This is a genomic window from Brevibacillus migulae (assembly GCF_004521915.1).
In the GTDB taxonomy this organism is placed as follows: domain Bacteria; phylum Bacillota; class Bacilli; order Brevibacillales; family Brevibacillaceae; genus Brevibacillus_F; species Brevibacillus_F migulae.
In genome coordinates this window covers 15,681-42,529 of the sequence record NZ_SDKD01000025.1, presented here as the reverse complement: position 1 = coordinate 42,529, position 26,849 = coordinate 15,681, and the positions used below count along the sequence as shown (strand labels likewise).

At 51.6% G+C, this 26,849-nt stretch carries 30 protein-coding genes; 27 read left to right on the top strand and 3 right to left on the bottom strand.

What is annotated here, in order from left to right; genetic code table 11:
* The first annotated feature begins 6 nt into the window (after nucleotides 1-6).
* The 4 genes from mtaB to EIZ37_RS22045 all read left to right on the top strand — a co-directional run bounded on the left by mtaB (nucleotide 7) and on the right by EIZ37_RS22045 (nucleotide 2,954).
* On the top strand, nucleotides 7-1,365 hold the full coding sequence (mtaB, locus tag EIZ37_RS22060; protein WP_134686929.1) for a tRNA (N(6)-L-threonylcarbamoyladenosine(37)-C(2))-methylthiotransferase MtaB: 1,359 nt from the start codon (nucleotides 7-9) through the stop codon (nucleotides 1,363-1,365).
* A complete protein-coding gene (locus EIZ37_RS22055) occupies nucleotides 1,362-1,790 on the top strand; it encodes an NUDIX hydrolase (protein WP_134686928.1) in 429 nt (142 codons plus the stop codon). Before mtaB ends, EIZ37_RS22055 begins: the two co-directional genes overlap by 4 nt.
* Nucleotides 1,791-1,914: 124 nt before the next feature.
* Nucleotides 1,915-2,298 carry a CidA/LrgA family protein gene (locus tag EIZ37_RS22050; RefSeq protein ID WP_167569083.1) on the top strand — a complete coding sequence of 128 codons (384 nt, stop codon included), beginning with the start codon at nucleotides 1,915-1,917 and terminating at the stop codon, nucleotides 2,296-2,298.
* Nucleotides 2,299-2,300: 2 nt separating this feature from the next.
* Nucleotides 2,301-2,954: an LrgB family protein gene (locus EIZ37_RS22045; protein WP_134686926.1), complete on the top strand. Its 654-nt coding sequence runs from the start codon at nucleotides 2,301-2,303 to the stop codon at nucleotides 2,952-2,954.
* Here EIZ37_RS22045 and EIZ37_RS22040 read toward each other — a convergent pair.
* On the bottom strand, nucleotides 2,951-3,901 hold the full coding sequence (locus tag EIZ37_RS22040) for a Na/Pi cotransporter family protein (protein WP_134686925.1): 951 nt from the start codon (nucleotides 3,899-3,901) through the stop codon (nucleotides 2,951-2,953). The genes EIZ37_RS22045 and EIZ37_RS22040 overlap by 4 nt on opposite strands.
* Nucleotides 3,902-3,984: 83 nt before the next feature.
* Here EIZ37_RS22040 and EIZ37_RS22035 point away from each other — a divergent pair, with 83 nt between their 5' ends.
* Entirely contained in the window at nucleotides 3,985-5,346 is a 1,362-nt protein-coding gene (locus EIZ37_RS22035; protein ID WP_134686924.1) for a class I SAM-dependent rRNA methyltransferase, read from the top strand.
* Between the two features lie 229 nt (nucleotides 5,347-5,575).
* Nucleotides 5,576-7,075 carry a DEAD/DEAH box helicase gene (locus tag EIZ37_RS22030; protein WP_134686923.1) on the top strand — a complete coding sequence of 500 codons (1,500 nt, stop codon included), beginning with the start codon at nucleotides 5,576-5,578 and terminating at the stop codon, nucleotides 7,073-7,075.
* 70 nt (nucleotides 7,076-7,145) lie between these two features.
* Here the strand turns inward: EIZ37_RS22030 and EIZ37_RS22025 are convergent, their stop codons facing one another.
* Complete coding sequence (locus tag EIZ37_RS22025; protein ID WP_134686922.1) at nucleotides 7,146-7,637, bottom strand: hypothetical protein; 492 nt, start codon at nucleotides 7,635-7,637, stop codon at nucleotides 7,146-7,148.
* 245 nt (nucleotides 7,638-7,882) lie between these two features.
* On the opposite strand from EIZ37_RS22025, the gene EIZ37_RS22020 reads away from it, so the two are divergent.
* Both EIZ37_RS22020 and EIZ37_RS22015 read left to right on the top strand, forming a co-directional pair.
* Complete coding sequence (locus tag EIZ37_RS22020) at nucleotides 7,883-8,998, top strand: D-alanine--D-alanine ligase (RefSeq protein WP_134686921.1); 1,116 nt, start codon at nucleotides 7,883-7,885, stop codon at nucleotides 8,996-8,998.
* A 170-nt stretch (nucleotides 8,999-9,168) separates the two neighbouring features.
* Complete coding sequence (locus EIZ37_RS22015) at nucleotides 9,169-10,326, top strand: aminotransferase A (RefSeq protein WP_134686920.1); 1,158 nt, start codon at nucleotides 9,169-9,171, stop codon at nucleotides 10,324-10,326.
* Nucleotides 10,327-10,434: 108 nt separating this feature from the next.
* On the opposite strand, the gene EIZ37_RS22010 is transcribed toward EIZ37_RS22015, so the two are convergent.
* Entirely contained in the window at nucleotides 10,435-11,811 is a 1,377-nt protein-coding gene (locus EIZ37_RS22010; protein ID WP_134686919.1) for a UDP-N-acetylmuramoyl-tripeptide--D-alanyl-D-alanine ligase, read from the bottom strand.
* A gap of 204 nt (nucleotides 11,812-12,015) precedes the next feature.
* Here EIZ37_RS22010 and EIZ37_RS22005 point away from each other — a divergent pair, with 204 nt between their 5' ends.
* From EIZ37_RS22005 to EIZ37_RS21915, 19 genes are all read left to right on the top strand, one after another.
* Nucleotides 12,016-12,339, top strand: a complete 324-nt coding sequence (locus EIZ37_RS22005) for a histidine triad nucleotide-binding protein (protein WP_134686918.1) — start codon at nucleotides 12,016-12,018, stop codon at nucleotides 12,337-12,339.
* Between the two features lie 107 nt (nucleotides 12,340-12,446).
* Entirely contained in the window at nucleotides 12,447-12,620 is a 174-nt protein-coding gene (gene rpsU / locus EIZ37_RS22000; RefSeq protein WP_134686917.1) for a 30S ribosomal protein S21, read from the top strand.
* A gap of 21 nt (nucleotides 12,621-12,641) precedes the next feature.
* On the top strand, nucleotides 12,642-13,088 hold the full coding sequence (locus tag EIZ37_RS21995) for a GatB/YqeY domain-containing protein (protein WP_134686916.1): 447 nt from the start codon (nucleotides 12,642-12,644) through the stop codon (nucleotides 13,086-13,088).
* A gap of 162 nt (nucleotides 13,089-13,250) precedes the next feature.
* Nucleotides 13,251-14,606 carry an NfeD family protein gene (locus EIZ37_RS21990; protein ID WP_134686915.1) on the top strand — a complete coding sequence of 452 codons (1,356 nt, stop codon included), beginning with the start codon at nucleotides 13,251-13,253 and terminating at the stop codon, nucleotides 14,604-14,606.
* Nucleotides 14,607-14,621: 15 nt separating this feature from the next.
* Nucleotides 14,622-15,605, top strand: a complete 984-nt coding sequence (floA, locus tag EIZ37_RS21985) for a flotillin-like protein FloA (protein WP_134686914.1) — start codon at nucleotides 14,622-14,624, stop codon at nucleotides 15,603-15,605.
* Between the two features lie 9 nt (nucleotides 15,606-15,614).
* Nucleotides 15,615-16,049 carry a hypothetical protein gene (locus tag EIZ37_RS21980; RefSeq protein WP_134686913.1) on the top strand — a complete coding sequence of 145 codons (435 nt, stop codon included), beginning with the start codon at nucleotides 15,615-15,617 and terminating at the stop codon, nucleotides 16,047-16,049.
* 284 nt (nucleotides 16,050-16,333) lie between these two features.
* Nucleotides 16,334-16,618 (top strand): sporulation protein YqfC, encoded by a 285-nt coding sequence (gene yqfC, locus EIZ37_RS21975; protein ID WP_134686912.1) that lies wholly within the window; start codon nucleotides 16,334-16,336, stop codon nucleotides 16,616-16,618.
* 14 nt (nucleotides 16,619-16,632) lie between these two features.
* A complete protein-coding gene (yqfD, locus tag EIZ37_RS21970) occupies nucleotides 16,633-17,856 on the top strand; it encodes a sporulation protein YqfD (protein ID WP_134686911.1) in 1,224 nt (407 codons plus the stop codon).
* 51 nt (nucleotides 17,857-17,907) lie between these two features.
* Entirely contained in the window at nucleotides 17,908-18,870 is a 963-nt protein-coding gene (locus EIZ37_RS21965) for a PhoH family protein (RefSeq protein WP_134686910.1), read from the top strand.
* 27 nt (nucleotides 18,871-18,897) lie between these two features.
* On the top strand, nucleotides 18,898-19,377 hold the full coding sequence (gene ybeY / locus EIZ37_RS21960; protein WP_134686909.1) for an rRNA maturation RNase YbeY: 480 nt from the start codon (nucleotides 18,898-18,900) through the stop codon (nucleotides 19,375-19,377).
* 9 nt (nucleotides 19,378-19,386) lie between these two features.
* Nucleotides 19,387-19,761, top strand: a complete 375-nt coding sequence (locus tag EIZ37_RS21955) for a diacylglycerol kinase family protein (protein ID WP_134686908.1) — start codon at nucleotides 19,387-19,389, stop codon at nucleotides 19,759-19,761.
* A 40-nt stretch (nucleotides 19,762-19,801) separates the two neighbouring features.
* Nucleotides 19,802-20,518 (top strand): DUF502 domain-containing protein, encoded by a 717-nt coding sequence (locus EIZ37_RS21950; RefSeq protein WP_134686944.1) that lies wholly within the window; start codon nucleotides 19,802-19,804, stop codon nucleotides 20,516-20,518.
* Entirely contained in the window at nucleotides 20,496-20,894 is a 399-nt protein-coding gene (locus EIZ37_RS21945; protein WP_134686907.1) for a cytidine deaminase, read from the top strand. Before EIZ37_RS21950 ends, EIZ37_RS21945 begins: the two co-directional genes overlap by 23 nt.
* Nucleotides 20,887-21,807: a GTPase Era gene (gene era, locus EIZ37_RS21940; RefSeq protein WP_134686906.1), complete on the top strand. Its 921-nt coding sequence runs from the start codon at nucleotides 20,887-20,889 to the stop codon at nucleotides 21,805-21,807. The genes EIZ37_RS21945 and era overlap by 8 nt, the downstream gene beginning before the upstream one ends.
* Before the next feature lie 100 nt (nucleotides 21,808-21,907).
* A complete protein-coding gene (locus tag EIZ37_RS21935; protein ID WP_134686905.1) occupies nucleotides 21,908-22,063 on the top strand; it encodes a YqzL family protein in 156 nt (51 codons plus the stop codon).
* Nucleotides 22,054-22,809, top strand: a complete 756-nt coding sequence (recO, locus tag EIZ37_RS21930) for a DNA repair protein RecO (protein WP_134686904.1) — start codon at nucleotides 22,054-22,056, stop codon at nucleotides 22,807-22,809. The genes EIZ37_RS21935 and recO overlap by 10 nt, the downstream gene beginning before the upstream one ends.
* Nucleotides 22,810-23,125: 316 nt before the next feature.
* Nucleotides 23,126-24,016, top strand: coding sequence for a glycine--tRNA ligase subunit alpha (gene glyQ, locus EIZ37_RS21925; protein ID WP_134686903.1), 891 nt, complete (start codon nucleotides 23,126-23,128; stop codon nucleotides 24,014-24,016).
* The gene (glyS, locus tag EIZ37_RS21920) at nucleotides 24,009-26,087 is read left to right on the top strand and encodes a glycine--tRNA ligase subunit beta (protein WP_134686902.1); all 2,079 of its coding nucleotides are present in this window, start codon (nucleotides 24,009-24,011) and stop codon (nucleotides 26,085-26,087) included. Before glyQ ends, glyS begins: the two co-directional genes overlap by 8 nt.
* 115 nt (nucleotides 26,088-26,202) lie before the next feature.
* Nucleotides 26,203-26,847 (top strand): helix-turn-helix transcriptional regulator, encoded by a 645-nt coding sequence (locus tag EIZ37_RS21915; RefSeq protein ID WP_134686901.1) that lies wholly within the window; start codon nucleotides 26,203-26,205, stop codon nucleotides 26,845-26,847.
* The last annotated feature ends 2 nt before the right edge of the window (nucleotides 26,848-26,849 follow it).

Below are 26,849 nucleotides of genomic sequence, written 5' to 3'. Positions count from 1 at the left end.
ACAGCAATGTCAACAGTTGCTTTCCATACGTTAGGTTGCAAAGTGAACAGCTACGAAACGGAAGCGATTTGGCAGCTCTTCAAGTCCAACGGCTACCAACGCGTTGATTTTGAATCCGATTCTGCGGATGTTTACGTGATCAATACATGTACCGTTACCAATACAGGGGATAAGAAAAGCCGACAAGTCATCCGCCGTGCGATTCGCCGCAATCCGGACGCGATTGTCGCCGTGACAGGCTGCTACGCGCAAACCTCTCCGAATGAAATTGCCGAAATCCCCGGAGTGGATATTATCCTCGGTACGCAAGGCCGGGAACGATTGCTGGAATACGTAGAGCAAATCAAGGCCGACCGCCAGCCGATCAATGCCGTAGGGAATATTATGAAAGCGCGCGATTTCGAAGATCTGGATGTTCCAGCGTTTACGGACCGTACGCGTGCTTCCCTGAAAATTCAGGAAGGCTGCAATAACTTCTGTACATTCTGCATCATTCCTTGGGCACGTGGCCTGATGCGCTCCCGCAAGCCGGAGAGCGTTATTGAGCAGGCACAGAAGCTGGTGGACGCAGGTTATTTGGAAATCGTACTGACCGGTATTCATACGGGTGGCTACGGGGAAGACTTGGAGGATTACAATCTGGCCAAGCTGCTGGTGGATTTGCACCAGGTAAAAGGCTTGAAGCGGATTCGCATCAGCTCGATCGAAGCGAGCCAGATTACCGATGAAGTGATCGAAGTCATCAACAACTCCGACAAGATTTGCCGCCATCTCCACGTGCCGCTTCAGGCCGGCGATGATGATGTGCTGAAACGCATGCGCCGTAAATATACGACCGCTGAGTTTTATGAAAAAATGGTCAAAGTTCGCGAAGCGTTGCCGGGTGTAGCGATCACGACTGACCTGATTGTCGGCTTCCCGGGAGAGACGGACGAGCAGTTCGAAAACGGGTACAACTACATCAAACAGATTGGCTTTGCCGAACTGCATGTATTCCCTTACTCGATGCGTACAGGCACACCTGCCGCGCGGATGGAGGATCAGGTGGATGATACGGTGAAGCATGCCCGTGTCGCGAAGCTGTTGGAACTTAACCAGACACTGACCATGGATTATGCGAAAGACTTTGTAGGCGACGTCCTGGAAGTCATTCCAGAGCGTCCATACAAAGAAGATCCGACCAGCGGCCTCCTGATGGGATACTCTGACAACTATTTGAATGTGGTGTTCCCTGGAAGCGAAGACTTGATCGGCAAGCTGTGCATGGTGAAAGTCGATGAGCCGGGCTCGGAATATTGCAAAGGCACGTTGGTTCGCGTACTCGATGAAAGCACTGCGCCTTTCCTCAAGGAGAAGGCGATATGAAAGAAATCTCAGCTGGCGGAGTTGTCTATCAAAAGCTAGATGATGAATTGAAAGTTCTCATGATTGTCGACCGCTATGGCAAGGTGACCTTGGCAAAAGGCAAGCAGGAGCCGGGGGAAACCATCGAGGAAACAACCCTGCGGGAAATTTCCGAAGAAACAGGGATTGCCGGAAAGCTGGTCCAGCATCTGGAGACGGTTCATTACGACTACCATCATGCCGTCACAAAAGAGCTGGTCAACAAGGTTGTTCATTACTACCTGGTGGAGGCTCTTTCCAGCGAGATTACCGTACAGGTGGAAGAAATTCAAGGGGTTCGCTGGTGCGCTCCTATGGAAGCATGGAAGCTGCAGCAGGAAAAAGGATACCTGAACAATGAAAGCGTGCTGCGAAAAGCACTTGCCCATTTCGGCCTTCAGGTATGATGCCAGATGGCTTGGAAAGAATGCCGCATTTCCTTTTCATAAGGAAAGATGCGGCTTTTTTTCTCTTGTCACCCCACCTTTACCCACTTACAATGAAGGGAAGCATGCGGAGGAGGGGAAACGAATGCGTGGTTTTTTCGTTTTGCTGCTTTTCTACGGGGTGGGAGTTGCCGGAGCAAAATGGCTGCACATCCCGATTCCCGGCAATATGCTTGGCATGCTCCTGCTTGCAGGCTGCCTGCTGACAGGGATGGTAAAAGTGGAAACAGTCGAAAAAGCAGCGTCCTTTTTCATGCGGCATATGCTGCTTTTTTTCATTCCCATCCTGATAGGTGTGACGGCTTATTTTCCCTTGCTGAAGGGCCAAATGTCACCGATTCTGTTTGCCCTGCTGCTGGGGCCGCCGCTTGTGATGATTGTGACTGGGTGGATTGTGCAATGGGGCAGCAGTCGCTTGGTGAAAAAAGATACCGAGATCGAGCCGATCCATAAGCAGGAGGGAGCCTGAACATGACCGTGGCAGCCATCCTTGTGACGATATTGGGATATGCAGGGGCCAAGCGTCTGCAGGCCCGTCATGCTTCTTTTCATCCCTTGCTAGTGTCGACTTGCTTGGTCTGGTTGATCTGGTGGGGAATCAGCAGCGACTGGGAGACCTATAAAACCGGGGGAGAGTGGATCTCCTTCTGGCTCGGACCTGCGACGGTTGCGCTGGCTGTCCCATTGACCAAGCAAATCAGGTCTCTTCTGCCGATCTGGCGTCCTGTACTGCTCGGCGTTGCAATCGGCTGCGGTACGACCCTCTTCTCCGGCTGGCTCGTCATGTGGCTTGCAGGCGGCAGTGATCAGTTGATCCGCAGCATCCTGACGAAATCGGTCACGACTCCTTTTGCGGTAGAACTGACAAAAACCGTGGGGGGAATCCCGGAGCTTGCCGCTGCGTTTACCGCCACAACCGGCTTGATTGGGGCTGTGATCGCGCGTCCCTTTTTGAAAATGGCCAGGATAACCGACGATTGGGCAATCGGTATGGCGATTGGCACCAGCTCCCATGCCATCGGCACAGCCAGTTTGAGCGGCAAGTCGGAAGCCCAGGCGGCGGCCTCCAGTGTGGCTATGATTTTATCCGGCATTATTACGACTTTTTATCTCATTCCTTTTTAAACCCGCCTTGGACCATCAGCAGGGATCCCCCATTGAATCAGCGCCGCGATGTGATTGGCGAAGGGGAGAGCAGCAATGGAACAGACCAGATTGAATATCGTCTGGGCATGCGCGATCTGCATCGAAGGATTATCGGTAAGAACAGCGGATACACTGGCAAGACTAGAGAGAAACGGCATGAACAAAAGGGCGCCGACAAGATTGAACAGCGTATGGCACCAGGCTACCTGCTTGGAAGCAGCATTCGTGCCAATGCTGGCGATGACTGCGGTGAAGCAGGTCCCGATATTGGCGCCAAGCACGACAGCCAATCCGGTTTCCATGCTCATGATCTGATGACTCATCAGGCCCATTGTAATGGCTGTGGTGGCAGAGCTGCTGTGGATCAAAGCGGTGAAGATCATGCCGGTCAAAAGACCAATCCAGATCGATTGACTGCTTTCCAAAAACAGATGACGAAACGTGGCGGATGCTTGCAGCGGCTTGGCCATCACCTGCATGGTGTCGATGCCGAGAAAGATCAAGCCAAATCCGGCGACGATCAGGCCAATGCAGCGGACCATATGCTTTCGTTGTAGCCAGAGGGCCACCCCGATGAGGAGCATCGGTACGGCGAGCCTTTCCAGCCGCAGCGCGATCAGCTCGGTGGTGACCGTCGTGCCGACATTGGTTCCAAGGATGATCCCGACGGTTTGCGAGAAAGTGATCAAGCCTGCATTCGTCAGGCCGATCGTAAGCACGGTAACGGCACTGGAGCTTTGCAGCACAAAGGTGGACAAGACTCCGGTGAAAAAACCATGTGTCGGTGTTTTTGTAAAGCGGCGAAGCGCCGCCTCCATGCGTTCGCCAGCCAACTGTTGAAAACCCGAGCGCATGGCATACATACCAAGCAAGAAATACCCCAGCCCCAGCGTAAAAGGGAGGAGAATTTCAGTCAGGACTCGCATCTGATAGGTCCCCCTTGCGCATCTCGATACTATACGCTATGCCTGTACACAGACAAGCATGACAAGGAGGTCATTTTCACCATATGGCAAAAGTACTGCTGCAAAAAAATCGGAAACGCCGCCTGGAAGCGGGGCACCCGTGGATTTTTCAGTCCGAGGTGCTGGAGATTCAGGGAGAATACCAACCAGGCGATCTCGTCGAGGTAGCCAATCACCAGGGACATTTCCTTGCCCGCGGATATATCAACCCGGCTTCGCAAATCATCGTTCGTATATTGTCCTATCATCCGACAGAGGAGATTGATCAGGCTTTTTTTACCCGTCGCATTCGGGAAGCGATGGAATTTCGCACGCGCTTTGTCGATAATCCGCAAGCCTGCCGTGTTGTCTATGGGGAGGCGGATTTTCTGCCGGGTCTGATCGTGGATCGCTACAATGACGTGCTGGTTGCTCAGATCCTTTCCCGTGGGATGGAGAATCGGCTGGACCTGATCAAGCAAGCCTTGATTGATGTGTTTCAGCCAAAAGGGATCTTTCTGCGCAATGATGTGCCTGTGCGCGAGCTGGAGGGTCTAGAGCAGACGAAGGAAGTGCTGTACGGCGAATGTCCGCGGGAAGTCGAGATCGTGGAAAATGGTCTCACCTATATCGTGGATATTGTAGAAGGGCAAAAAACCGGCTTTTTCTATGATCAACGGGAAAACCGAGCGGCCATTGCCCCATTGATGCGTGGATGGGGCGAAAAGCATGGCATCACGCTGCAGCCGGTGGGAACAGATGGGGAACCGTTATGGGACCGTACGGGTAAACTGCGCGATGGAGTAGAACCTTTGCTGGATGACGCAGAGCAGCCAGTTACCAAGCCTGTAGACAAGCGTGGCAAAATCGTGAAAAATCCATTCTGGGATGGAGCCGAGGTGCTGGAATGCTTTACGCATACCGGATCGTTCACCATGAACGCTTGCAAGCACGGGGCGAAAAAGGTTACTGCCCTGGATATATCGGAGCATGCGATTGAAACAGCGAAGCGCAACATCACGTTGAATGGGTTTTTGCACCGGGTGGATTTCGTCGTCGCGAACGCATTTGATTATTTGAGGGAAAGCGTGGAGGAGGGGCGCTCGTGGGATGTTGTCATTCTCGATCCGCCAGCCTTCGCCAAGTCAAAATCCGCAGTGAAAGGCGCAGTGCGCGGCTATAAGGATATCAATCTGCACGGGATGAAGCTGGTTCGTCCGGGCGGCTTCTTGGTAACCGCTTCTTGCTCCTACCATATGTCGCCGGAGCTGTTTCATGAGACCATCATGGAAGCTGCGTATGATGCCAAGAAAATTCTCCGCCTGATCGAGTGGCGTGGGGCAGGAAAAGACCATCCCGAGATCAGTGGAACACAGGAAGCGCACTACCTCAAGTTTGCGATTTATGAAGTGCGTGACCGGAAATAATAGGGCGAAAGGCATGTTGTTGCCGTACAACATGCCCTTTTTTTTCTTACTTGTTTCTTTTTCTTATTTGGTTTGGTAAAATGAGGAGTCTATTGATGAGCGGTTTTTACTTTCGTGTGTATGCCAAACCTGACAATCAGGGAAAATATACGAGACTGTACGCGCATGTACAAGCGTTGAATATAAAAACTGCTATATGTTTCGCCTATAAGGAAGGGGTAATTAGTTAGTGAAAACATTTTTTGAATTTGGTTTGCATCAAGCCATTACACGTGCGATTTCGGAGATGGGTTTTGAGGAAACTACACCGATCCAGGAGAAGGTCATTCCGATTGCACTCTCCGGGGTGGATTTGATTGGGCAAGCGCAAACAGGTACAGGGAAGACAGCGGCCTTCAGTATCCCGCTGCTTCAAAAGATCGACATCCAATCGGATAAAATCCAGGCATTGGTGCTCGCGCCAACTCGTGAGCTTGCGATTCAAGTAGCGGAGGAGCTGTCCAAGCTTGGCTCGCTGAAAGGCGTAAAACAGCTGCCGATCTATGGCGGCCAGGATATCGGCCGACAAATCCGCGCGTTGAAAAATCGCCCTCATGTGATCATCGCTACTCCGGGACGATTGATCGACCATCTGGAACGTCGGACCATCCGTCTGAATGACGTGGAAACCGTCGTATTGGATGAAGCGGATGAAATGCTGAACATGGGCTTTTTGGAGGAGATTCAAAAGATCCTCACAGCAGTTCCCGAACAGCGCCAGACGATGCTCTTCTCTGCGACAATGCCGCCGCAGATCCGCAAGCTGGCCGATCAATTTTTGCAGAATCCGGAGCACATCACAGTTACGCCAAAAGTGATGCAAAAGCCGTCCATCGCCCAGTACTATTGCGAAGTGTCGGAGCGCCAAAAATTTGACACGCTCTGCCGTTTCATCGATATGGAGTCTCCGGACCTGGCGATTATTTTCGGCAGAACGAAAAGAAGGGTCGATGAGCTGAGCACCGCGCTGCAAAAACGTGGATATTTCGCAGAAGGCCTCCATGGGGATCTGTCCCAAAATCAGCGCGACCAAGTCATGCGCAAGTTCCGCGATGGCCAGATTGAAATCCTGGTTGCAACTGACGTGGCTGCACGCGGGATTGACGTTTCCAACGTAACGCATGTGTACAACTTCGATATCCCGCAGGACCCTGAAAGCTATGTTCACCGTGTGGGACGTACGGGCCGGGCAGGACGCAAAGGGGTAGCAACCACGCTGGTGACACCGCGTGAAACCGATCATTTACACTTTATCGAGCGAATCAACAATTTTAAAATTGCGAAGCGCGCTGTACCTACGACCGCCGAAGCCATCAGTGGGCAGCTGCGTTTTACCGTAGAGAAGGTAGTCAATACCATCGAAGCAGGTCAACTCGAATCGTATTTGGCGGTGGCGAATGACCTGTTGGACGAACACGATGCCAACCGTCTGGTAGCCGCTGCGCTGAAGCTGCTGACTCGTGAATCCAATGATATCCCGGTAGAGCTGACTCCGGAAAAACCGGTGATGGGCAAGCGCCCCAAATTCAGAGACAACCGTGGACCAGGCAACCGAGACCGTCGCGGACCACGCCCAGGCTTCAAGTCTGGCGAACGCGGTGACGGGGGCAAACGTCCATATGGTGGCGGCGATCGCGACCGCGGCGGCAAGATGAAGCGCACACCAAGCCGTACTCCTGTTAAGCTGTAAGCGAAGGTCATGCATACAAATAACCCCGTGATTCGATCGCGGGGTTTTCTCTTTTTGGATAGGGCTTCACTCAGGCATATTGCTTGTTGGAACGGACCTCGCGCAATATTTCAATCGCACGTTTTATCCCCAGTTCTTTCCCGATCAAGACCTGTCCCTCCGCCGGTGTAGCAGCGCGGATATCGGAAAGGGAATTCAGCTCATGCTCCAGTAAATGCTCGACGATGTGCAGCTGGACTTTCCCGATTTCGCGTTCACTGCGCCTGTTCCATTCGCGATATTTCATCTCTTCCATGCTTTCTTCCACATACTTGTCGATGTCATCTTCGAGAAAATGATTGTCGTTACAGATGATATTCATATACTCGTCGGTCTTGGAAGGAATGGTACGCAAGGTATGCCCCAGGTGCGTAAGCAAAAATTTATGAAGGACGACGCTATTCCGGGTATATTCATTATGCAAAAGCGAATACTCGCCGAGAAAGGTGTTTGTTTCTTTGTCATAGCTGTGCAGCAAAGTATAAGAGGAGCAATACGTGCAGTACACCAAAAAGTCTCTCATACGCGCATACCTCCAGTCTTGCGTGTTTGCCTGAGCGGGAAGGACTTTCCCCCCATCGTTTTCCTACAGCTTATGAGGCTGCGGAATTGGTGGTGAGTCGCTCTCCTCTTGTATTCGCCCAAGTCATTGTGTATGCTGGATTAATGACCAAAGAGGTCAGGGCAAGCAAAAATCGACAGCTGTGCATAGCATAGGGAAGGACCCTGCACGGGCTAGATGGTGCAGAGGAGAAAGGAGCAATTCAGATGGGGAACAAAATCCGACTCGGGGTCATTTATGGGGGGAAATCTTCAGAGCACGAAGTATCGCTGCGCACCGCCTATTCGATCATGAAAGCGGTCGATCCCGGTAAATATGAGGTTACACCGGTTTATGTTCAACTGGATGGTTCATGGGTCAAGGGAGAGCCTGCAACCGGCATTTTACCCAATGTAGAAGCGCTGCGACTCACCGATTCGGGAAATCATGTGGATAAAGAAGGTTCGGTCGTTGAATTGACAAGCGGTGGGAGGGCAGCATCCGCTCTGGCGCTTGGCAAGGACCTTGATGTCGTATTCCCGGTCATTCATGGACCGAACGGTGAGGACGGCACCATGCAAGGGCTGCTGGAACTGGCTAACCTCCCTTATGTAGGAACTGGTGTAATGGCTTCCGCTGTCGGGATGGATAAATGGATGATGAAAAATGTGTTCGCGCAGGCGGGTCTGCCCCAGGTCAAGTATCTGGGTATCATGCGTAACCGCTTGAAAAGCGAATTAAATGATATCGTGAAAGAAATTGAAGAAACATTGGGGTATCCTTGCTTTATCAAGCCGGCAAATATGGGCTCCAGCGTGGGCATTAACAAAGCGAAAACACGTGAGGAACTGGTGGATGCTTTGCAAATCGCGGCCAAATTTGACCGACGCATCGTCGTGGAACAGTTCGTCAAAGCGAGAGAGCTGGAAATCGGCGTGCTGGGTAACGAAGATGTCATTACCTCGGTAGTAGGAGAAGTCATTGCCGCCAAAGAATTTTATGATTATGAAGCCAAATACAAAGGTGCCGGCACTGAATTGCAGATTCCGGCGATTGTTCCCGAGCATGTGGCCGCTGGCATTGCCGAGATGGCGGTCCGTGCCTTCCAGGCGATAGACGGCTCCGGATTGTCTCGTGTCGACTTTTTCTGGGATGAAGCCAATGATCAGCTGTATATCAACGAAATCAACACGATGCCTGGCTTCACTCCATTCAGCATGTATCCGATGCTGTTTGAAGCTGCTGGCATCCACTATCCCGAGCTGATTGACCGCTTGGTGCAGCTGGCCATCGAGCGACATACTGACAAAGCGCAAAATATCGTGGCTGCGGAAGATTTCTAATCAACTGCGCGTTTCACCCCTGCAGATCGGCTGTAGGGGTTTTAAATTTTTCGGGGACAGCGGTAAGAATCGTAGCAAATCAATGCAGGGGATGAAAAGGAAACTGGGTGATCCAGGCAATTTTGTGGTAAGATCGAGGAAAAGGAAAGACCAGAAAGCGGGTTAAAAACGTGAAGCATCTGTTAAATCCACGTGTACAAGACATTCAAATTTCCGGTATCCGGAAGTTTTCCAATATGGTGCTGCAGGTACCTGACGCGATCTCTTTGACCATTGGACAACCAGATTTTGCGACTCCTGCCCATATCAAGCAGGCCGGCATTGCGGCCATTGAGAACAATCGGACCATCTATACACCGAACGCGGGGCTGCCCGAGCTGCGCAAAGCCGCATGCCATTTCGCAAAGAGCAAGTATCAGTTGGATTATGACGCAGCGACCGAAGTGATCGTGACCAATGGAGCCAGCGAAGCGCTGGATATAGCCATGCGCACGATCCTGACGGAGGGAACCGAAGTGATTCTTCCCGGACCGATCTACCCAGGCTACGAACCGTTGATCCGTTTGAGCGGGGCAGAACCGGTTTACGTGGACACGACGGGCAGTGGTTTTAAGCTCAATGCCCAGCTGCTAGAGGAGAAGATTACCGAGCGGACACGTTGCATCATCCTCCCGTATCCTTCCAATCCGACAGGCGCACTGCTGACGAAAGAGGAATTGGCGGATATCGCACGCGTGGTTGGGGATAAGGAAATTTTTATCCTTTCCGATGAGATTTACAGCGAACTGATTTATGGCTGCGAGCATGTTTCCATCGCGACTTTTCCTAAGATGCGCGAGAAAACGATCGTCATCAACGGGCTCTCCAAATCCCATTCGATGACGGGCTGGCGGATTGGCTTTACGTTTGCTCCTGCCTACCTGACGGAACAGATGCTCAAAGTCCATCAGTACAATGTGACCTGTGCAAGCTCCGTCAGCCAGTATGCGGCCCTGGAAGCATTGGAAAACGGTCCGGATGATGCTATGCCGATGCGGGAGCAGTATCTTGTGCGCAGAGATTATGTGTATGACCGACTGGTTGCGATGGGGCTGGAGGTGGAAAAGCCGGACGGTGCTTTTTACATTTTTCCATCCATCAAGCCATTTGGCCTCGGATCGTTTGAATTTGCAACGAAGCTGCTGCATCAAGAAAAGCTGGCGGTCGTGCCGGGGGACGCATTTTCTCCTTTGGGGGAAGGCTACATCCGGATTTCCTATGCGTACGCCATGCCGCAGCTGGAAGAAGCGATGGATCGATTGGAGCGTTTCATTCATAGCCTTTCTTGATAAACGAGAAACCTCACCGGAGGCCTTGCCCAGTGAGGTTTCTTTTTCTCATCGACACATGAGCAACTAAGCTCCGCCAAAGACTTGGCGGAGCTTAGTTTTTTCTAACTATTTTTCGAGCGCCTCGATCAACGTCCAGAGCGACATTCCTTTTGATGCTTTAAACAAGAGCGCGTACTGGTTCGTCCATAGCGGGCGAAGCGTTGCCAGTGCCTCTTCCTTGGTCGGGAAGTAGCGTTTTTCCCCTTCGTACGCATCGTATAAATGGCGGGACTGCTCCCCGATCGCCACCAGTAAGGAAAGCTTCCCTTGAAAACGGTTGGCGGTTCTCCCCACATCGGCATGCATGGCCGCGCTGTCGTTCCCCAATTCAAACATATCTCCGAGTACAGCCACTTTTTTACGGTCCGGATAAATTTCCGCAAAAGTAGAAATGGCTGCTTCCATGGAAGCGGGGCTAGCGTTGTAGGCATCGTTAACGACGATGGCTCCAGAGTCGGCATGCTGCACTTCGAAACGCATGGCGGACAGCCTCAGTGTGGAGAGGGCTTCCCGAATCTCATCCATGGTCATACCAAAGTGCCGCGCGATCGCAATGGCAGGAAGCACATTCAATACGTTATGTCTGCCAAAAAGCGGGAGGAACAACCGATCGTTCAGCCCATCCGCAAAATGCACGGTGAAATGCATGCCCTGCTCGTCAGAAACGAGATTGTCTGCCCAGATGTCGGCAGGGCCTTCCGTCGAGTAGTAACGCACCTCGCCTGTATACAGGCTGGCTATTTTGCGCAAATACGGGCTGTCGCCGTTAAGCAGGACGAAGCCCTCCGGATCGGTATGGGGCAGCAGCTCGGCCTTGGCCAGCGCGATTTTTTCCAAGGATCCGAAGTACTCCATATGAGAAGGTCCGATGAACGTAATCACGCTGATCTGAGGTTTGACCAGTGAAGCTAATAGGTCGATTTCCCCGGCATGGTTCATGCCCAGCTCGAGGACGGCGGCTTCATGGGAGTCATTCAGCTGCGTGAGCGAGTAGGGAACGCCCAGATGGTTATTCAAATTCTTATAGGTTTTATATAAGGAACGCTTATGTCCGAGAATGTGTCCGATCATGTCCTTCGTCGTGGTTTTGCCGTTGCTTCCGGTTACCGCGATCATCGGGATGGAAAAGGCGTCGCGATAGGCTGCGGACAGCTTTTGAAAGGCACGCAATGTATCGTTTACCAAGATGATGCCAAAATCCTCAGGCAGATCCTGAGGTACGCTCGCCGGCTCGGAGACAATTGCCGCTTTCGCTCCCGCCTTGGCAGCCACTCCAATAAATTCATGACCGTCCCTCGCTTCCCCGCGGATCGCGACAAAAAGCGATCTTTCCCGAAGCTGTCTCGTGTCAAAGTGAACGGAATCGACGGTGTCGGCAGGCTTCCCTTTTATCAACAGCCCTTGGGCCATCTGTGCAGCTTGTTGCAGTGATATCGGATTCATGCAGATATCCCCTTCCATTTGTATCGAAGCCATGCTACCACGCGTATGACCTTTTCGCAAGGAGAAGATCGCAGTTAGCGGGCGGCTGGCTTGCCAATCATTGGATGACTGGGCTATAGTGGAAATGAAGTGTCCCATCGTGAAAGCATTTTTAAAGAGTATGAGTCGTAGTGTTTTTTTACGATATGTATAGGAGGGTTTCGAGTGGAAAAAAGTATCTTTACGCGTATTATGGATGGTGAGATCCCGGGACGTTTTGAATATGAGGATGAGCAGGTGATTGTCATTCATGACATCGCTCCGAAAGCTCCGATTCATCTGCTGATCATTCCGAGAAAACCGATTCCGACGTTGATGGATGTGACCGAGGAAGATTTGCCGTTGATTGGACATATTCATGTGGTCGCGCAAAAACTGGCGCAAAAATTGAACCTGAAGGGTTTCCGTTTGGTAAACAACTGCGGCAAAGAGGGCGGGCAGGAAGTTTTCCATATTCATTATCACTTCTTGGCCGGTTTCCAGGAATAATTTCATCGTGAGGTTGACCTAGGCGGGTGCTCTGTCCTATAATGTAATTTGACAGTCTGTGCTTGAACAGTTTGTCCCACTGTTTATAGCGGAGGGAGGGAAGACAGATGGCAGAAATTCGCGTTAAGAAAAACGAGACGTTGGATAGTGCTCTTCGCCGCTTTAAGCGTGAAAGCGCAAAGGCAGGGGTACTTGCTGAACTTCGTAAGCGCCGCCACTTTGAAAAGCCTAGCATTAAGCGTAAGAAAAAATCCGAAGCGGCTCGCAAACGCAAGTTCTAATTGGATTACGGGGGACTAATCATGAGTGTAATAGAGCGGTTAAATCAAGATATGAAGCAGGCGATGAAGGACAAGGCGACCTTGAAGCTCTCTGTAATTCGCATGGTGAAAGCTGCTATTACCAACGAACAGATTAATAAAGGCGGCACTTTGTCTGAAGACGAAGAGCTAACCATCTTGACCCGTGAGCTGAAACAACGCCGTGAATCCCTCCATGAGTTTGAAAAAGCCGGTCGTGAAGATTTGGCGAGTAAAACAAAAGAAGAGATTGAAGTTCTTACAGCATACCTTCCTGCGCAATTGAGCGAGGATGACATACGTCAAATCGTTCGTGAGGCAGTCGCAGCATCCGGCGCATCTTCCAAAAAGGAGATGGGCAAAGTGATGGGGTTGATCATGCCAAAGGTAAAAGGAAAAGCTGATGGAAATCTCGTCCAACGAATCGTTTCCGAAGAACTTCCATCATAAAGTATATAACCCGGTCGGGCTTTCCGACCGGGTTTTACTATGTTCGCCGATCTTTCCGTTGCTTCGTTTTTCCAATCAGATCAGGAAAATAATGAAACATCTTTTCAAGTTGATCGTATACCAAGTTAGCGATCGTGAGAGTATGTCAGGAAGGAGGGAAAAATGACAGTGATTGTGGAAAAAGTCGATCTCCAAAAACGCAGCCGACTCTTCGTGTGTCTCTTTCTCGTGATCTTTAGCCTCTCGATGCTGTTAGGAGCAGCAAAGCCGATGCATGCGCAGGAGTATAAGCATGCGGTCTGGATCTCGGTTCAGCAAGAAATCGAACGGGGACTGGAAAGCTATCTGACACGTGCTTTTGCGGAGGCGCAAGAGCAGGGAGCCGATCTCGTAATTCTGGACATGGATACCCCGGGCGGAGAAATTACCGCTGCGGACAGTATCGGGCAATTGGTGCGGCAAGCTCCGATGGATGTGGTCGCATTTATTGATAATCAAGCGTTTTCCGCGGGCACGTATATCGCTTTGAATGCGGATCAGATCGCGATGGCTCCAGGGGCGAGCATCGGTGCAGCTACACCGATCGACACGGCTGGAAATGCTGCAGGGGTAAAGTTGATCTCGGCGTGGTCGAATAAAATGCAAGCCGCCGCTGAATTAAATCAGCGGAATCCGGAAATTGCCCGCGCGATGGTGGAAATGGATCTGGAGCTTCCAGGGATAAAACCCAAAGGAACCGTCCTTTCTCTTGATGCCATGAAAGCAAAAGAACTGGGCTATGCAGATTTGGTCGTGAAGGATCGAGATGCCCTCTTGCAATCAATAGGGGTCGATTCTCAGGCAGTCCAGCAAATTGAACCGACCGTCGGGGAAAAAATCGCCCGTATCGTGACGAGTCCGGTTGTGATGAGTATTTTGCTTATCATTGGACTGGTGGGCATTGCAGTAGAGATCTTCCATCCCGGTTTTGGGATTGGGGGTGCAATCGGGATATGCGCGTTTGCGTTGTATTTCTTTGGCCATTACGTAGCGGGATTTGCGAGCTGGGTCCATATCATGCTCTTTTTGCTCGGGGTATTGATGCTGATCCTTGAACTGTTTCTGCCAGGAGGTATAGTAGGTGCGTTGGGCTTTGCCAGCATGGTTAGTGGACTGGTATTGGCTGCGTATGATACCACGCAAGGCATTACCTCGCTCGGGATCGCCCTGCTGGTCACGGTGATCGTCTCCATTGTGCTTTACAAATACTTTGGCTTCAAAGGGATCTGGAAAAAACTGATCCTCGATCACTCCCAGCAAAACGAGGAAGGCTATGTAGCTCCGCAAAATCAGCGGGAGCTCCAAGGAAAAACCGGGATCGCCTTGACGCCGCTGCGGCCATCGGGTGTCGTCAAGATTGAGGGCAAGAGGGTGGACGCTGTCACATCCGGAGGCTTTATACCCGCAGGAACTGCGATCGTGGTGGCTTTCGTGGAAGGCACCCGTGTCGTCGTGCAAGAGCAAGACAAAATAGAGTAAGGAGCGATACTTCGCATGGATGGACTATTACCGATTATTTTTATTGCCTTTGTGGCAATTATCGTACTCTCAATCTTCTTTACCTTTGTGCCGGTGATGCTGTGGATCTCGGCATTGGCTTCCGGTGTCAGAGTCGGGATCCTTACGCTGATTGCGATGCGTTTGCGCCGGGTTATCCCTTCCCGGATCGTAAACCCGATGATCAAAGCGCATAAAGCAGGGCTGGCTATTGATACGAATCAATTGGAGAGCCATTATCTGGCCGGCGGGAATGTAGACCGTGTGGTTGATGCGCTGGTAGCGGCACAGCGTGCAGATATTCCGCTTGGTTTCGAGCGTGCGGCGGCGATCGATCTGGCAGGTCGTGATGTGCTGGAAGCCGTACAAATGAGCGTAAATCCAAAAGTGATTGAGACTCCGATTGTGGCCGCGATGGCAAAAGACGGGATTGAAGTAAGAGCAAAAGCCAAAGTAACCGTACGTGCCAATATTGACCGTCTTGTCGGTGGTGCAGGCGAAGAAACGATTATTGCCCGTGTTGGCGAGGGGATTGTCACTACGATCGGTTCCTCCGGCAGTCATAAGGATGTGTTGGAAAACCCAGACCGCATTTCGCAAACCGTACTGAATAAAGGGCTGGATGCCGGCACAGCGTTTGAAATCCTTTCCATCGATATCGCAGACGTAGATGTAGGCAAAAACATCGGAGCGCAGCTGCAGACCGACCAAGCCGAGGCGGACAAACGAATCGCTCAGGCAAAAGCGGAGGAAAGACGCGCGATGGCGGTCGCTACCGAACAAGAGATGAAAGCCCGCGTGCAAGAAATGCGTGCGAAGGTGGTCGAGGCGGAAGCCGAGGTGCCTCTCGCGATGTCGGAAGCGCTTCGCAGCGGCAAGTTGGGCGTGATGGATTATTACAATCTGCAAAATCTGGCGGCGGATACCTCCATGCGTCAATCCTTTGGCAACACCAAACCGACAGAAGACGAAAAGAAGTAGGGCAAGCTTATGGAAGAGCTAATTGAGTTAGCGATTGCCCTGATCGTCAAGTTTTGGCCGGTTATATTGGCTTTCCTCGGCTTTAAAGCGCTGGGTAGGCTAAAAGGCGATGCAAGAAACAAGACAAGTACCCGCCGGCCAGTATTAACCCCGGTGCACGGTGGCGGCATCCCCCAGCCTCAGCCGGGAGATGTAATGCGTTCCGAAAGGGAAGAAACCGTATTGCCTCAGTCAGATGCGTTCAGCTACGAGGAGACACGGGAAGAAAGCGCTGTTCAGGCGCAGGTATGGGAACCGACCCCAGAGGCTCCGATCGAGACCCCGTCTGTTCAAAGGAGCGCGAAAGAGATTGCCGCCCGGGAAGGCATGAAGTGGGCGATGATTTTCTCTCCTCCCCGCGCCAAGATGCCGTATAGGCCCCATGAATATCAAAAAAAGCAGTGATCGATGGAAAAGCTCTGTCGCCTTGATGAACGAGGCAGCAGAGCTTTTTCCATGCTGACCATTATCTCTCGTTCAAGGGAATCGACAGACGTTTTTCCTAGCATGAAACCTTCCCCCATCCGCATAGGGTTATAAGAGGAATGTACCCCTTTTGGGAGCAAGCTGGTTTGCTTTTTTAAAAAGTCGAAGCGCTACTACGAAGTACCCGCGGGGCACTTGGATGTGGCTTGCCAATGTAGATATTCGAGGTAGTTGCGCCACTACGATGGGGGGAGGGGCTTACCATGAAGCGATGGAGCCGTCGATTGCGCCATTTAGCAGTTGGCGTACTGGATTTGCCGCAGGATGTGGTTTTGGAAGTCCCGCGCATCACGATGATCGGCCAATTGCAAATGTACATAGAAAATCATCGCGGAGTTCTTCATTTTTCAGAAAAAGAGCTTCGCTTGCTCTTAACGAATGGCCAATTGATCGTTCGTGGCGAACAGCTGGTCATTCGGGCAATTTTGCCGGAAGAGGTGCTCTTGGAAGGCAAGATCGGAGGAGTCAAATTCGTGGAGAAATCGTAAGGGGGGCCTATCGGATGCGAAATTTGATGAGGGAATGGTATGAAGGACACATTACCGTGACAATTCGGGGGAAACGGTTTGAACGATTGGTGAATCTGGCGGTGCGGGAGGGGATCCACATCTGGAATATCTCCCGCAGTGGAAGTGGACAAGGGCAATTTGACATCCTCATACGGGACTACTACCGTCTCCGTCCGCTTCTTCGTGAGACAGGCTGTAAAAGTCATGTGACCAGCCGCGGCGGATTCCCTTTTTGGCTGATACGGATTCGCAGGAGAGCTGGTTTCGCTGTTGGCGCTTTTTTATTTCTTTTCGGAATGTACATGCTCTCCACTTTTGTGTGGACCATCGAGGTTCAGGGGACAGTAAGGTTAACACCCGGGCAGGTCGAACAGGTTGCTGAAAAAGTGGGGATTAAACAAGGGGCGTGGAAGGTCAAACTAAAAGAACCGCAGATCCTGCAAAAAGAAATGACCGCCCTTCTTCCGGAAGCATCCTGGATTGGGGTGCATATCGAAGGAACCAAAGTGACCATTCAGGTCGTGGAAAAAGAGGTGCAAGAGCCAGCCAAGCAGTTGGGCCCTCGTCATCTGATCGCCAAAAAGAAAGCCGTCATCCATCGGGTGGAAGCGGAAGCGGGGAAGAGCATGGTGCAGGTCAATCAATTTGTTGACAAAGGACAAGTTCTGATTTCCGGCGTAATTGGCAATGATACGAGACAAGGGCTGGTCGCAGCCAAAGGGAAAGTGGAAGGCGAGGTATGGTACGTCAGCAACGTTTCGGTGCCGCTCAATCGCAAGAGCTCGCATCTGACGGGGCAAAAGCAGGACTTGTTCTATCTGGTCGTAGGATCCTATGCCGTGCAGCTGTGGCCGCTGCAAACGATCCCGTTTGAAAAGTACGAGGCCAGCGAGACCCGGGTCCAACTGGGCTATTCCCAATATTCTCTGCCGGTTGGCTGGAAGAAAGTAAGCCTGTATGAGCAGGAAGACCGCAGCAAAAGCCTCACGCAAGAGGAAGCTATCGCGTTGGGCAAACAATTCGCTCGTCAGGACATCCTTTCCAAAGCCGGCAAAGAGGCCGTGATCAAGGATGAAAAAGTTTTGCACGTCAAGACAGAGAATGGTAAAGTTTACTTGAGTATTCACTATGCGGTCATTGAGGATATTGCCCTTGAGCAGCCGATTGTGGCCTTGCCACCGGCTCCGGGACAAAATACCAGTGACAAAGCCAATTAGTAATGTTGGCCAATAAATTTCCCATCACCGTGGCAAGGAGTTGGAGACCTTTTGCAGGTACAAGAAGAGGTAAAAATCCAGTTTTCAGACGCAAACGAGGCATTATTGCTGTTAGGTCCGCATGATGTGTATTTGAAGCAGATTGAGGAAAAGACGACAGCAAAAATCTTCACCCGCAATGACGAATTGGTGATAAGTGGCGACAAGGCGGAAGTGGATAAGCTGACGGAGCTGTTTGACAAGCTTCTGCAGCTGATCAAACGCGGGATCACCCTGTCCGAACGAGACATCACCTATGCGATGCAGCTTGTCGAGCGCGGGGAAGGCGATCAGCTCCTGGAATTGTATGAGGAAGAAGTAGCCCGTACGCAAAAAGGCAAGCTGATACGCGCCAAAACGTTGGGACAGCGTCATTACCTATCGGCCATCAAACGATCCGACATCGTGTTCGGTATCGGCCCTGCTGGTACAGGGAAAACCTATCTGGCGGTGGTCATGGCGGTTAATGCTCTGAAAAACGGAAGAGTCAAACGCATCGTCTTGACTCGCCCTGCTGTCGAAGCGGGAGAAAGCCTGGGCTTTTTGCCCGGTGATTTGCAGGAAAAGGTGGATCCTTATCTGCGTCCGCTTTACGATGCGTTGTATGACATGCTCGGCAACGAACAGGTAAGCAAAATGATGGAGCGCGGCTTGATTGAAGTGGCTCCGTTGGCATATATGCGCGGCAGAACGCTGGAGGACTCGTTTGTCATTTTGGACGAGGCCCAGAATACGACTCCCGAGCAAATGAAAATGTTTTTGACGCGGCTTGGGTTTGGCTCCAAGATGGTCGTAACGGGCGATATTACCCAGATCGACCTGCCAAAAGGAAAAAAATCCGGCCTGCGGGAAGCGGAACGGATACTGGAGCGAATCAAGGAAATCGCCTTCATCCGGTTCCAGGAGACGGACGTGGTTCGTCACAGCTTGGTGCAAAAAATCATCGAGGCTTACGGAAAAGAAGAAGTGGTTTAATCGTAATCCGAAAAAAGGGGCATGCCTGTGTTAACCATTGAGATTTTACACGAAGAAGTGGAAGAATTGTCTGCTTCCGTACAAGACCAAATCATGCAATGTCTGCAAAAAGCAGCCGAGCTCGAGGGAGTCAACGGGGAAGTCGTGATCACCATGGTGACAGACGAACGAATCCATGAGCTGAATCGCGATTACCGCGGCGTAGATCGCCCGACCGATGTGCTGTCTTTCGCCTTGAATGAAGGCGGCGAGGAAGAGCCGGACATTTTCTTGGATGAAGAAGAATTGGACGAGTACCCCAATATGCTGGGTGACATTATCATATCCGTGTCGAAGGCCGTCTCCCAAGCAAATGATTACGGCCATTCGTTTGAAAGGGAAATCTGCTTTCTCGCCGTTCATGGCTTCCTGCACCTGCTCGGCTATGACCATGGCACGGAGGAAGAGGAGAAAGCCATGTTTTCTCGCCAAGAAGAGGTTTTGCAAGCGATTGGCCTGACGAGGTAGGAGATCGTATTGAAAGAGTGGCATCGGTTTGCCAGGAGTGTTTCATACGCGTGGGCGGGAATTCTTCATACCATCCGCACCCAGCGCAACATGCAAATCCATTTGACGGTTACCGTGCTGGTTCTCGTGGCGATGTGGTGGCTGGAGATACCACGGGGAGACCGCTTGCTGGTGTTTTTTGCCATCGGGCTGGTGCTTGCGCTGGAAACGTTCAACACGGCTATCGAAGCGGCGGTGGATCTGGTCACGACAGAGCGGCATCCTCTTGCCAAGATCGCCAAGGATGCCGGCGCTGGTGCCGTATTGATCGGTGTCTTTACGGCCGTACTGATTGGGCTGTATGTCTTTGTACCGCCTCTCTGGACCTTGGTAAACACGATGTGAGAACCTTCGCCTGACGAAAGGAGACTTCCGCAAGATCGTGATGCAGCGAATCCGTTCGGCGTTGTTCGTAGGCTTTATGGTGTTGTTGCCTTTGTTTGTGACGGTGTACTTGCTACAGTTCATTTTTGGAGTGATTGATCGCACGGTTGGAAGCCTTTTTTCACGCTTTTTGGTGAATGCCGGATTCGCCCTACAGCAGGGAGACGTAATCTGGTTTCTTGGCGTCCCCTTTCACGGAAGAATCCCGTTGATCGGCGTATTGCTGGTGATCTTGATCCTGCTGTTGATCGGCGGCCTGGCCCGCACGGTGGTTGGCCGTCATGTTTTCTATCTCATCGAACGATTATTTGGCCTTATCCCGATTGTCCGAGGTATTTACAATACGGTTCAGCAAGTGTCTCAGGCGTTTGTGAAAGAAAAATCAACGTTTAAGCAAGTGGTGCTCGTCGAATATCCGCGAAAAGGTGTATTTACGGTAGGATTCCTGACCGGCGAATCACAGGGAGACATACTGGATTTTACCGGGCGGGATTATATTAATGTCTATTTGCCCAAGTCACCGAATCCGACAAATGGCTGGATGGCCCTTGTGCCACGGGATGAAGTGAAGTTCCTGGATATGTCTGTCGAAGCGGGACTGAAGTTCGTCATCTCAGGAGGGGTAGTTCCGCCCAGTATGGGAGAGCGAAGCGAAACCAAGGAAATCGGAGACTCAGAAAGTGAGGGGAATCGTCTTGACAAAGGAAGAGTTGATTAAGCAAGCATTGGAAGCAAGAAAGATGGCTTATGTGCCCTATTCGAACTTTGCGGTAGGGGCAGCGTTGTTGACGGATACGGGAAAAGTATATTTGGGCTGCAATATCGAAAACGCCGCCTACCCGCTGTGCAACTGCGCGGAACGAACAGCATTGTTTAAAGCGCATTCGGAGGGGGATCGCCGCTACCAGGCGATCGCGGTTGCAGCGGATACGCCGGGACCTGTCTCCCCGTGCGGAGCCTGCCGGCAAGTGATGGCGGAGCTGTGCGAGCCGGATACAAAAGTGTTTTTGAGCAACCTAAAAGGTGATATTACGGAAACAACTGTCGAAGCTCTTTTGCCGGGAGCTTTCACCAAGGAGGATTTACGTGGATAAACGGGCAACAACTAAGCAAGCATTCAAATCAGGCTTCGTTTCGATTGTCGGGCGGCCAAACGTGGGGAAATCGACCTTGCTGAATCATATCGTCGGGCAAAAAGTGGCGATCATGTCCAACAAGCCGCAAACAACCCGCAACAAGATTACCGCCGTTCATACGACGGAGCAAGGGCAAATCATTTTCATCGATACCCCAGGGGTGCACAAGCCGAAATCAAAGCTGGGCGATTACATGGTGAACGTGGCCATCAATACGCTCAATGAGGTTGATTTGATTCTCTTCGTCATCGATGTGACCGAGGGAAGGGGCGGGGGCGAAGAATTCATCCTCGAACGCCTCAAACAAGTCAAAACACCGGTGTTTCTGGTACTGAACAAGATTGACAAGGTCCATCCCGAAAGCTTGCTGCCGATCATCGATGAGTACCGCAAGCAATTTGAATTCAAGCAAATCATCCCGATCTCCGCTCTCGAGGGGAATAACACCGGAGCGCTTCTGGAAGCCATTTATGGCGAAATGGAAGAAGGACCGATGTACTATCCGGCCGACCAAGTGAGCGAGCATCCAGAGCGGTTTATCGTAGCTGAGCTCATTCGGGAAAAGGTGCTCCACCTCACACGGGAGGAAGTGCCGCATTCGATTGCGGTGTCCGTAGAGGAAATGAAGCGGGGCGATGACGGAAAATCGCTGTACATTTACGCGGCGATTTACACCGAGCGCGACTCGCAAAAGGGCATCCTCATCGGGAAAAAAGGCGAAATGCTCAAGGAAATCGGGAAGCGTGCCCGCTTTGATATCGAGCGCCTGCTGGGCGATAAAGTGTTTCTCGAGATTTGGGTGAAGGTGAAAAAGGATTGGCGCAACCAGGAGCGGATGCTTCGCAACTTCGGGTTCTACGACGAAGAGTAATTTTATCCTTGTCAATTTTTCCAAGGCATAGATTAACGGGCACAGGCGGATGATAAAGAGGTAATGGATACAGCCGATACAAGAAAGGAAGATGCTATCGATGCTTCGGGACTTTTCTTGGAATTACTTTGCTACAACCGGTGACATCCATGCTTACCTGCTTTATCGTGACCACCATCGATCAGCTCTTGTAACAGAGGAGGAGCCAGTGGACAGTGCCCAGGAGGAGCTGGGTGACTCGCAAGTATGCTTGTAAAATGGGAAGGCATAATCATTCGTAGCGTAGACTACGGAGAATCAAGCAAAGTCATTACCTTGTTTTCACGAGAACACGGCAAAGTAGGGATCATGGCTCGCGGCGCCAAAAAGCCCAAGAGTCGCCTTACTGCCGTGTCTCAACTGTTTACGCATGGTTATTATATGTGTAAGACTGGTGCAGGGAGCGGGATGCCTGATCTGTCGCAAGGAGAGATCGTGGAGTCCTATCGCGAGCTGCGCCAAGATATCATGCGTACCGCCTATGCAGCCTATGTCGCGGAGCTGATCGATCGGTTGACACATGAGCGTGAGCCGAATCCTTTTTTGTTTCAATTGTTGGCGTTAACCTTTCGCTACCTGGATGAGGGAAAAGATCCGGAAATTCTGGCGCGGATTGTGGAAAGCAAAATGCTGATCGTGGCCGGGATCAGGCCGCATCTGGAAGCCTGCTGCAATTGCGGACGGGAAGAAGAGCCGTATACCATCAGTGTTTCCCAGGGCGGATTGCTCTGCCCGCGCTGCCAAGCAACAGATCCATATGCGATCGCTGTTACCGCTGGCACATGGAAGCTGCTGCGGCTGTTCCAACTGTTCGATTTGGAGCGATTGGGAGAGATTGAAGTGAAGCCGGCGACGAGGAGCCAGCTGCGTCATGTGCTGCGCTCGTTCATCGACGAGCATCTCGATCTCCGTTTGAAAAGCCGTTCTTTTCTCGATCAGGTAGAGAAATTATCGCTCCCCTGAGACAACGCTGCATTGACATCATTTTTATTTTTCGCTATCATATAAACCAATATGTACTTCATACGGATGCAAAGAAGGAAAAGAGTAGTTGACAGCTAGGCTGTGTAGCGAGTCAGGGATGGTGGAAGCCTGACAGTCCGCGTCAATGAATGGCATTTCCGGAGTGTCCAAGGTAACTGGAAAGTGGACGAGTGTCAAGGATGCTCGTCAAGTAGGGTGGAACCGCGGGAACCTCTCGTCCCTACACTGTTGAAAGCTTGAACAGTGTAGAGTCGAGAGTTTTTTTGTTTTTTAGCTAACTGGAGGTGGAAAGACCATGAAAAAGAGTTTTCAAGACATTATCTTGACTCTGCAAAATTTTTGGGCCAAGCAAAACTGCCTGATCGTTCAGCCCTATGACGTAGAAAAAGGGGCAGGTACGTTGAATCCGATGACGTTTTTGCGCAGCATCGGGCCGGAGCCGTGGAATGTCGCGTATGTCGAACCATCGCGCCGCCCGGCAGACGGTCGCTACGGAGAAAACCCGAACCGTTTGTACCAGCACCATCAATTCCAGGTAATCATGAAGCCGTCACCTGACAACATTCAGGAGATCTACCTGGACAGCTTGCGTGAGCTGGGCATTGAGCCGTTGGATCACGACATCCGCTTTGTAGAAGACAACTGGGAGCACCCAGGTCTCGGTGCATGGGGCCTTGGCTGGGAAGTGTGGCTCGACGGTATGGAAGTCACCCAGTTTACGTATTTCCAACAGGTCGGCGGGATCGAGTGCAAGCCGGTAGCCGTAGAGCTGACCTACGGATTGGAGCGCCTTGCTTCGTACATTCAGGAAAAAGAAAATGTCTATGACCTGGAATGGGTGAACGGCTATACCTACGGCGACGTGTTCCTGCAGCCGGAATATGAGCATTCCAAATACACCTTTGAGCATTCCGATGTGGAAATGCTGTTTACCTTGTTCAATACGTACGAGACAGAGGCGAAGCGCCTGATGGCCGAGCATCTGGTCTACCCGGCCTATGATTATGTGCTGAAATGCTCCCACACCTTCAACCTGCTTGATGCGCGTGGAGCGATCAGCGTGACGGAACGTACAGGATATATCGCCCGCGTACGCAATCTTTCGCGTGAAGTGGCGCAGACGTATTATGCCGAGCGTGAGCGACTGGGCTTCCCGCTCTTGAAGGAAGGTGCGAAAAGTGAGTAAGCGCGACTTGTTGTTGGAGATCGGAACAGAAGAGATGCCTGCCCGCTTTATTACGGGGGCAGCCGAGCAGCTTAAGGAAAAAGTGGAAAAATGGCTGAATGCCGAACGGATTGCTTTTGAGCAGGTTGACGTATTGGAAACGCCTCGCCGTCTGACGATTTTGGCCAAAGGCGTTGCCGAAAAGCAAGCCGACCGTAACGAAGAAGCGAAAGGACCCGCTCGAAAAATTGCCCAAGATGAAAACGGCAACTGGTCCAAAGCGGCACTCGGCTTTGCCCGCAGCAACAATGTCGAGCCGGACGCGCTTTTTTTCAAAGAAGTGAATGGTGTCGAGTACGTCTTTGCGCAAAAAAATGAGCAAGGCAAAGAAACGATTCAATTGCTGCCTGTGCTAAAAGAAATCGTGGAAGGCATGAACTTCCCGAAAAATATGCGCTGGGGAGCGAACGAACTGAAATGGGTTCGTCCGATCCGGTGGTTGGTGCTGTTGTTTGGCAATGAACAGGTAGACATCGAGATTGCCGGTGTAAAAAGCGGACGCATCTCTCGTGGACATCGCTTCCTAGGCGAAGAGGTGAGCATTGACTCGCCTGCTACGTATGCAGCGCAGTTGGAAGCGCAAAAAGTCATCGTCGATCCTGTGAGAAGACAGGAAATGATCACCCAGCAGCTGAAAGCCTTGGCGAGCGACAAAGGGTGGAAAATCCCTGTCGATGAAGGCCTGCTGGACGAAGTCGTTCACTTGGTGGAGATCCCGACGGTCCTCTACGGAACCTTTGATCCGGACTTCCTCCAGATTCCCCGCGAAGTGCTGATCACCTCCATGCGCGAGCATCAACGCTACTTCCCGGTGGAAAACGAAGCGGGCGAGCTGCTTCCATACTTTGTCACTGTACGCAATGGCGACAGCCGCTCGCTCGACGTGGTGGCCAAAGGGAATGAAAAAGTGCTGCGCGCTCGTCTGGCGGATGCCCGTTTCTTCTATGAGGAAGACCAGAAGCTGTCCATTGACGCTTGCTTGAAACGGTTGGAAACTATCGTCTTCCACGAAGAGCTGGGGACGATTGGGGACAAGGTCCGCAGAATCGGCAGCAATACCAAACAGATCGCGGCCAAGCTCGGCTTCGATCAAACGGAAACGGCCGATGCTGCCCGGATAGCGGCAATCGCCAAGTTTGACCTGGTAACCAATATGGTCGGTGAATTCCCGGAGCTTCAGGGGATTATGGGTTCCGATTACGCGCGCAAAGCGGGCGAGTCTGAAAAAGTGGCAAGCGGCGTATTCGAGCATTATTTGCCGCGCTACACAGGTGATCAGCTTCCTGCATCCGCAGAAGGAGCGGTAGTCAGTCTGGCCGATAAGCTGGATACGATCATTGGCTGCTTCTCCATCGGGATTGTTCCGACAGGCTCTCAGGACCCGTACGGACTGCGCCGTATGGCAGCGGCTATCGTGCAGATCCTGCTCGCACGAGGGTGGAAGCTCTCTTTGGACGCGCTGTGGGATGTAGCGCTGCAGTCTTACGGAGAGGCCGCTTTCAAAAAACGCTCTGCGGATGAAATCAAGCGAGATTTGACCGACTTCTTCTCCCTGCGTTTGAAAAATGTCCTGCAGGATGAACAGGTTCGCTATGATATCATTGATGCAGTATTGGCGACTGACATTACCGTAGTGCCGGATGTGCTCGCCCGTGCGAAAGCGCTCGTCCATGCGGTTGCGCAGGATGACTTCAAGCTGACGGTAGAACAGTTCAACCGGGTCAACAATCTCGCGCAAAAAGCAGAGAGTGACGAGATCGCGGAAGCCCTTTTCCAAGAAGATGTGGAACGCGCTTTGTATCAAGCGTATCTGCAGACAAAGGGAATTGCGGACGCCCATTTCGCCGCAGGAGATATGGATGGGGTGATCCAAGCGCTCGCCGGACTGCGTGAGCCGATTAAAGCGTTTTTCGACAAGGTCATGGTCATGGCGGAAGATGAACAGATTCGCAAAAACCGCCTTGCGCTTTTGCTGAATCTGTCCCGCATGATTTATCGTGTCGTGGATTTCTCGAAAATTGTCTTCGCGTAAAGGCTTTTTTTACGCCTCCGTTCAACGGGGGCGTAGTTTTTTCTGTAAAGAAGAAGGAAAACACCAGTCGATAGAGTAATACTAGGGATAGATATTGTGTAAGAACCGGTGGTGAATGGTCATCGAGCTGACGAAACGGCAAGAACGAATCTTGCAAATTGTAAAAGATGAAGGACCGATTACAGGCGAGCAGATCGCAGAAAAGCTGAACCTGACAAGAGCCACCCTTCGTCCTGATCTTTCGATTTTGACGATGTCCGGATACTTGGATGCACGTCCGCGCGTAGGATATTTCTACTCCGGGCGGCCGGCAGGATCCGTGATCAGTGAAAGTCTGCACAAGCTCATCGTGAATGATTACAAAGCTGTCCCTATTGTGCTGCAGGAATCGGCATCGGTGTATGATGCGGTCGTGACGCTCTTTTTGGAGGATGTGGGCACCTTGTTTGTCGTCAATCAAAAGGGGTATCTCGCAGGTGTTGTTTCCCGTAAAGATTTGCTGCGAGCCTCTCTGGGCAACAAGGCGTTGGAAGATATGCCTGTCAGCATCATCATGACGCGCATGCCCAATATCATCACGTGCACGGCAGAGGAAAGCTTGTTTGATGCCGCGAAAAAGCTGATTACGTACCAAATCGATTCGTTGCCTGTCGTCAAAGCAAGCGAAGCGGACGGGAGGCAGTACGAACTGTTGGGACGGGTCACCAAAACCACAATTACCAAGGCTTTTGTTGAGCTAGCAGAAGAGCCTCATGTATAGGA

Excerpts from the sequence above, each read along its gene's own strand:
- mtaB (WP_134686929.1), top strand. The coding sequence starts at position 7 with ATGTCAACAGTTGCTTTCCATACGTTAGGTTGCAAAGTGAACAGCTAC.
- EIZ37_RS22055 (WP_134686928.1), top strand. The coding sequence starts at position 1,362 with ATGAAAGAAATCTCAGCTGGCGGAGTTGTCTATCAAAAGCTAGATGAT.
- EIZ37_RS22050 (WP_167569083.1), top strand. The coding sequence starts at position 1,915 with ATGCGTGGTTTTTTCGTTTTGCTGCTTTTCTACGGGGTGGGAGTTGCC.
- EIZ37_RS22045 (WP_134686926.1), top strand. The coding sequence starts at position 2,301 with ATGACCGTGGCAGCCATCCTTGTGACGATATTGGGATATGCAGGGGCC.
- EIZ37_RS22040 (WP_134686925.1), bottom strand. The coding sequence starts at position 3,901 with ATGCGAGTCCTGACTGAAATTCTCCTCCCTTTTACGCTGGGGCTGGGG.
- EIZ37_RS22035 (WP_134686924.1), top strand. The coding sequence starts at position 3,985 with ATGGCAAAAGTACTGCTGCAAAAAAATCGGAAACGCCGCCTGGAAGCG.
- EIZ37_RS22025 (WP_134686922.1), bottom strand. The coding sequence starts at position 7,637 with ATGAGAGACTTTTTGGTGTACTGCACGTATTGCTCCTCTTATACTTTG.
- EIZ37_RS22020 (WP_134686921.1), top strand. The coding sequence starts at position 7,883 with ATGGGGAACAAAATCCGACTCGGGGTCATTTATGGGGGGAAATCTTCA.
- EIZ37_RS22010 (WP_134686919.1), bottom strand. The coding sequence starts at position 11,811 with ATGAATCCGATATCACTGCAACAAGCTGCACAGATGGCCCAAGGGCTG.
- rpsU (WP_134686917.1), top strand. The coding sequence starts at position 12,447 with ATGGCAGAAATTCGCGTTAAGAAAAACGAGACGTTGGATAGTGCTCTT.
- EIZ37_RS21995 (WP_134686916.1), top strand. The coding sequence starts at position 12,642 with ATGAGTGTAATAGAGCGGTTAAATCAAGATATGAAGCAGGCGATGAAG.
- EIZ37_RS21990 (WP_134686915.1), top strand. The coding sequence starts at position 13,251 with ATGACAGTGATTGTGGAAAAAGTCGATCTCCAAAAACGCAGCCGACTC.
- floA (WP_134686914.1), top strand. The coding sequence starts at position 14,622 with ATGGATGGACTATTACCGATTATTTTTATTGCCTTTGTGGCAATTATC.
- EIZ37_RS21980 (WP_134686913.1), top strand. The coding sequence starts at position 15,615 with ATGGAAGAGCTAATTGAGTTAGCGATTGCCCTGATCGTCAAGTTTTGG.
- yqfC (WP_134686912.1), top strand. The coding sequence starts at position 16,334 with ATGAAGCGATGGAGCCGTCGATTGCGCCATTTAGCAGTTGGCGTACTG.
- yqfD (WP_134686911.1), top strand. The coding sequence starts at position 16,633 with ATGCGAAATTTGATGAGGGAATGGTATGAAGGACACATTACCGTGACA.
- EIZ37_RS21950 (WP_134686944.1), top strand. The coding sequence starts at position 19,802 with ATGCAGCGAATCCGTTCGGCGTTGTTCGTAGGCTTTATGGTGTTGTTG.
- EIZ37_RS21935 (WP_134686905.1), top strand. The coding sequence starts at position 21,908 with ATGCTTCGGGACTTTTCTTGGAATTACTTTGCTACAACCGGTGACATC.
- recO (WP_134686904.1), top strand. The coding sequence starts at position 22,054 with ATGCTTGTAAAATGGGAAGGCATAATCATTCGTAGCGTAGACTACGGA.
- glyQ (WP_134686903.1), top strand. The coding sequence starts at position 23,126 with ATGAAAAAGAGTTTTCAAGACATTATCTTGACTCTGCAAAATTTTTGG.
- EIZ37_RS21915 (WP_134686901.1), top strand. The coding sequence starts at position 26,203 with ATGGTCATCGAGCTGACGAAACGGCAAGAACGAATCTTGCAAATTGTA.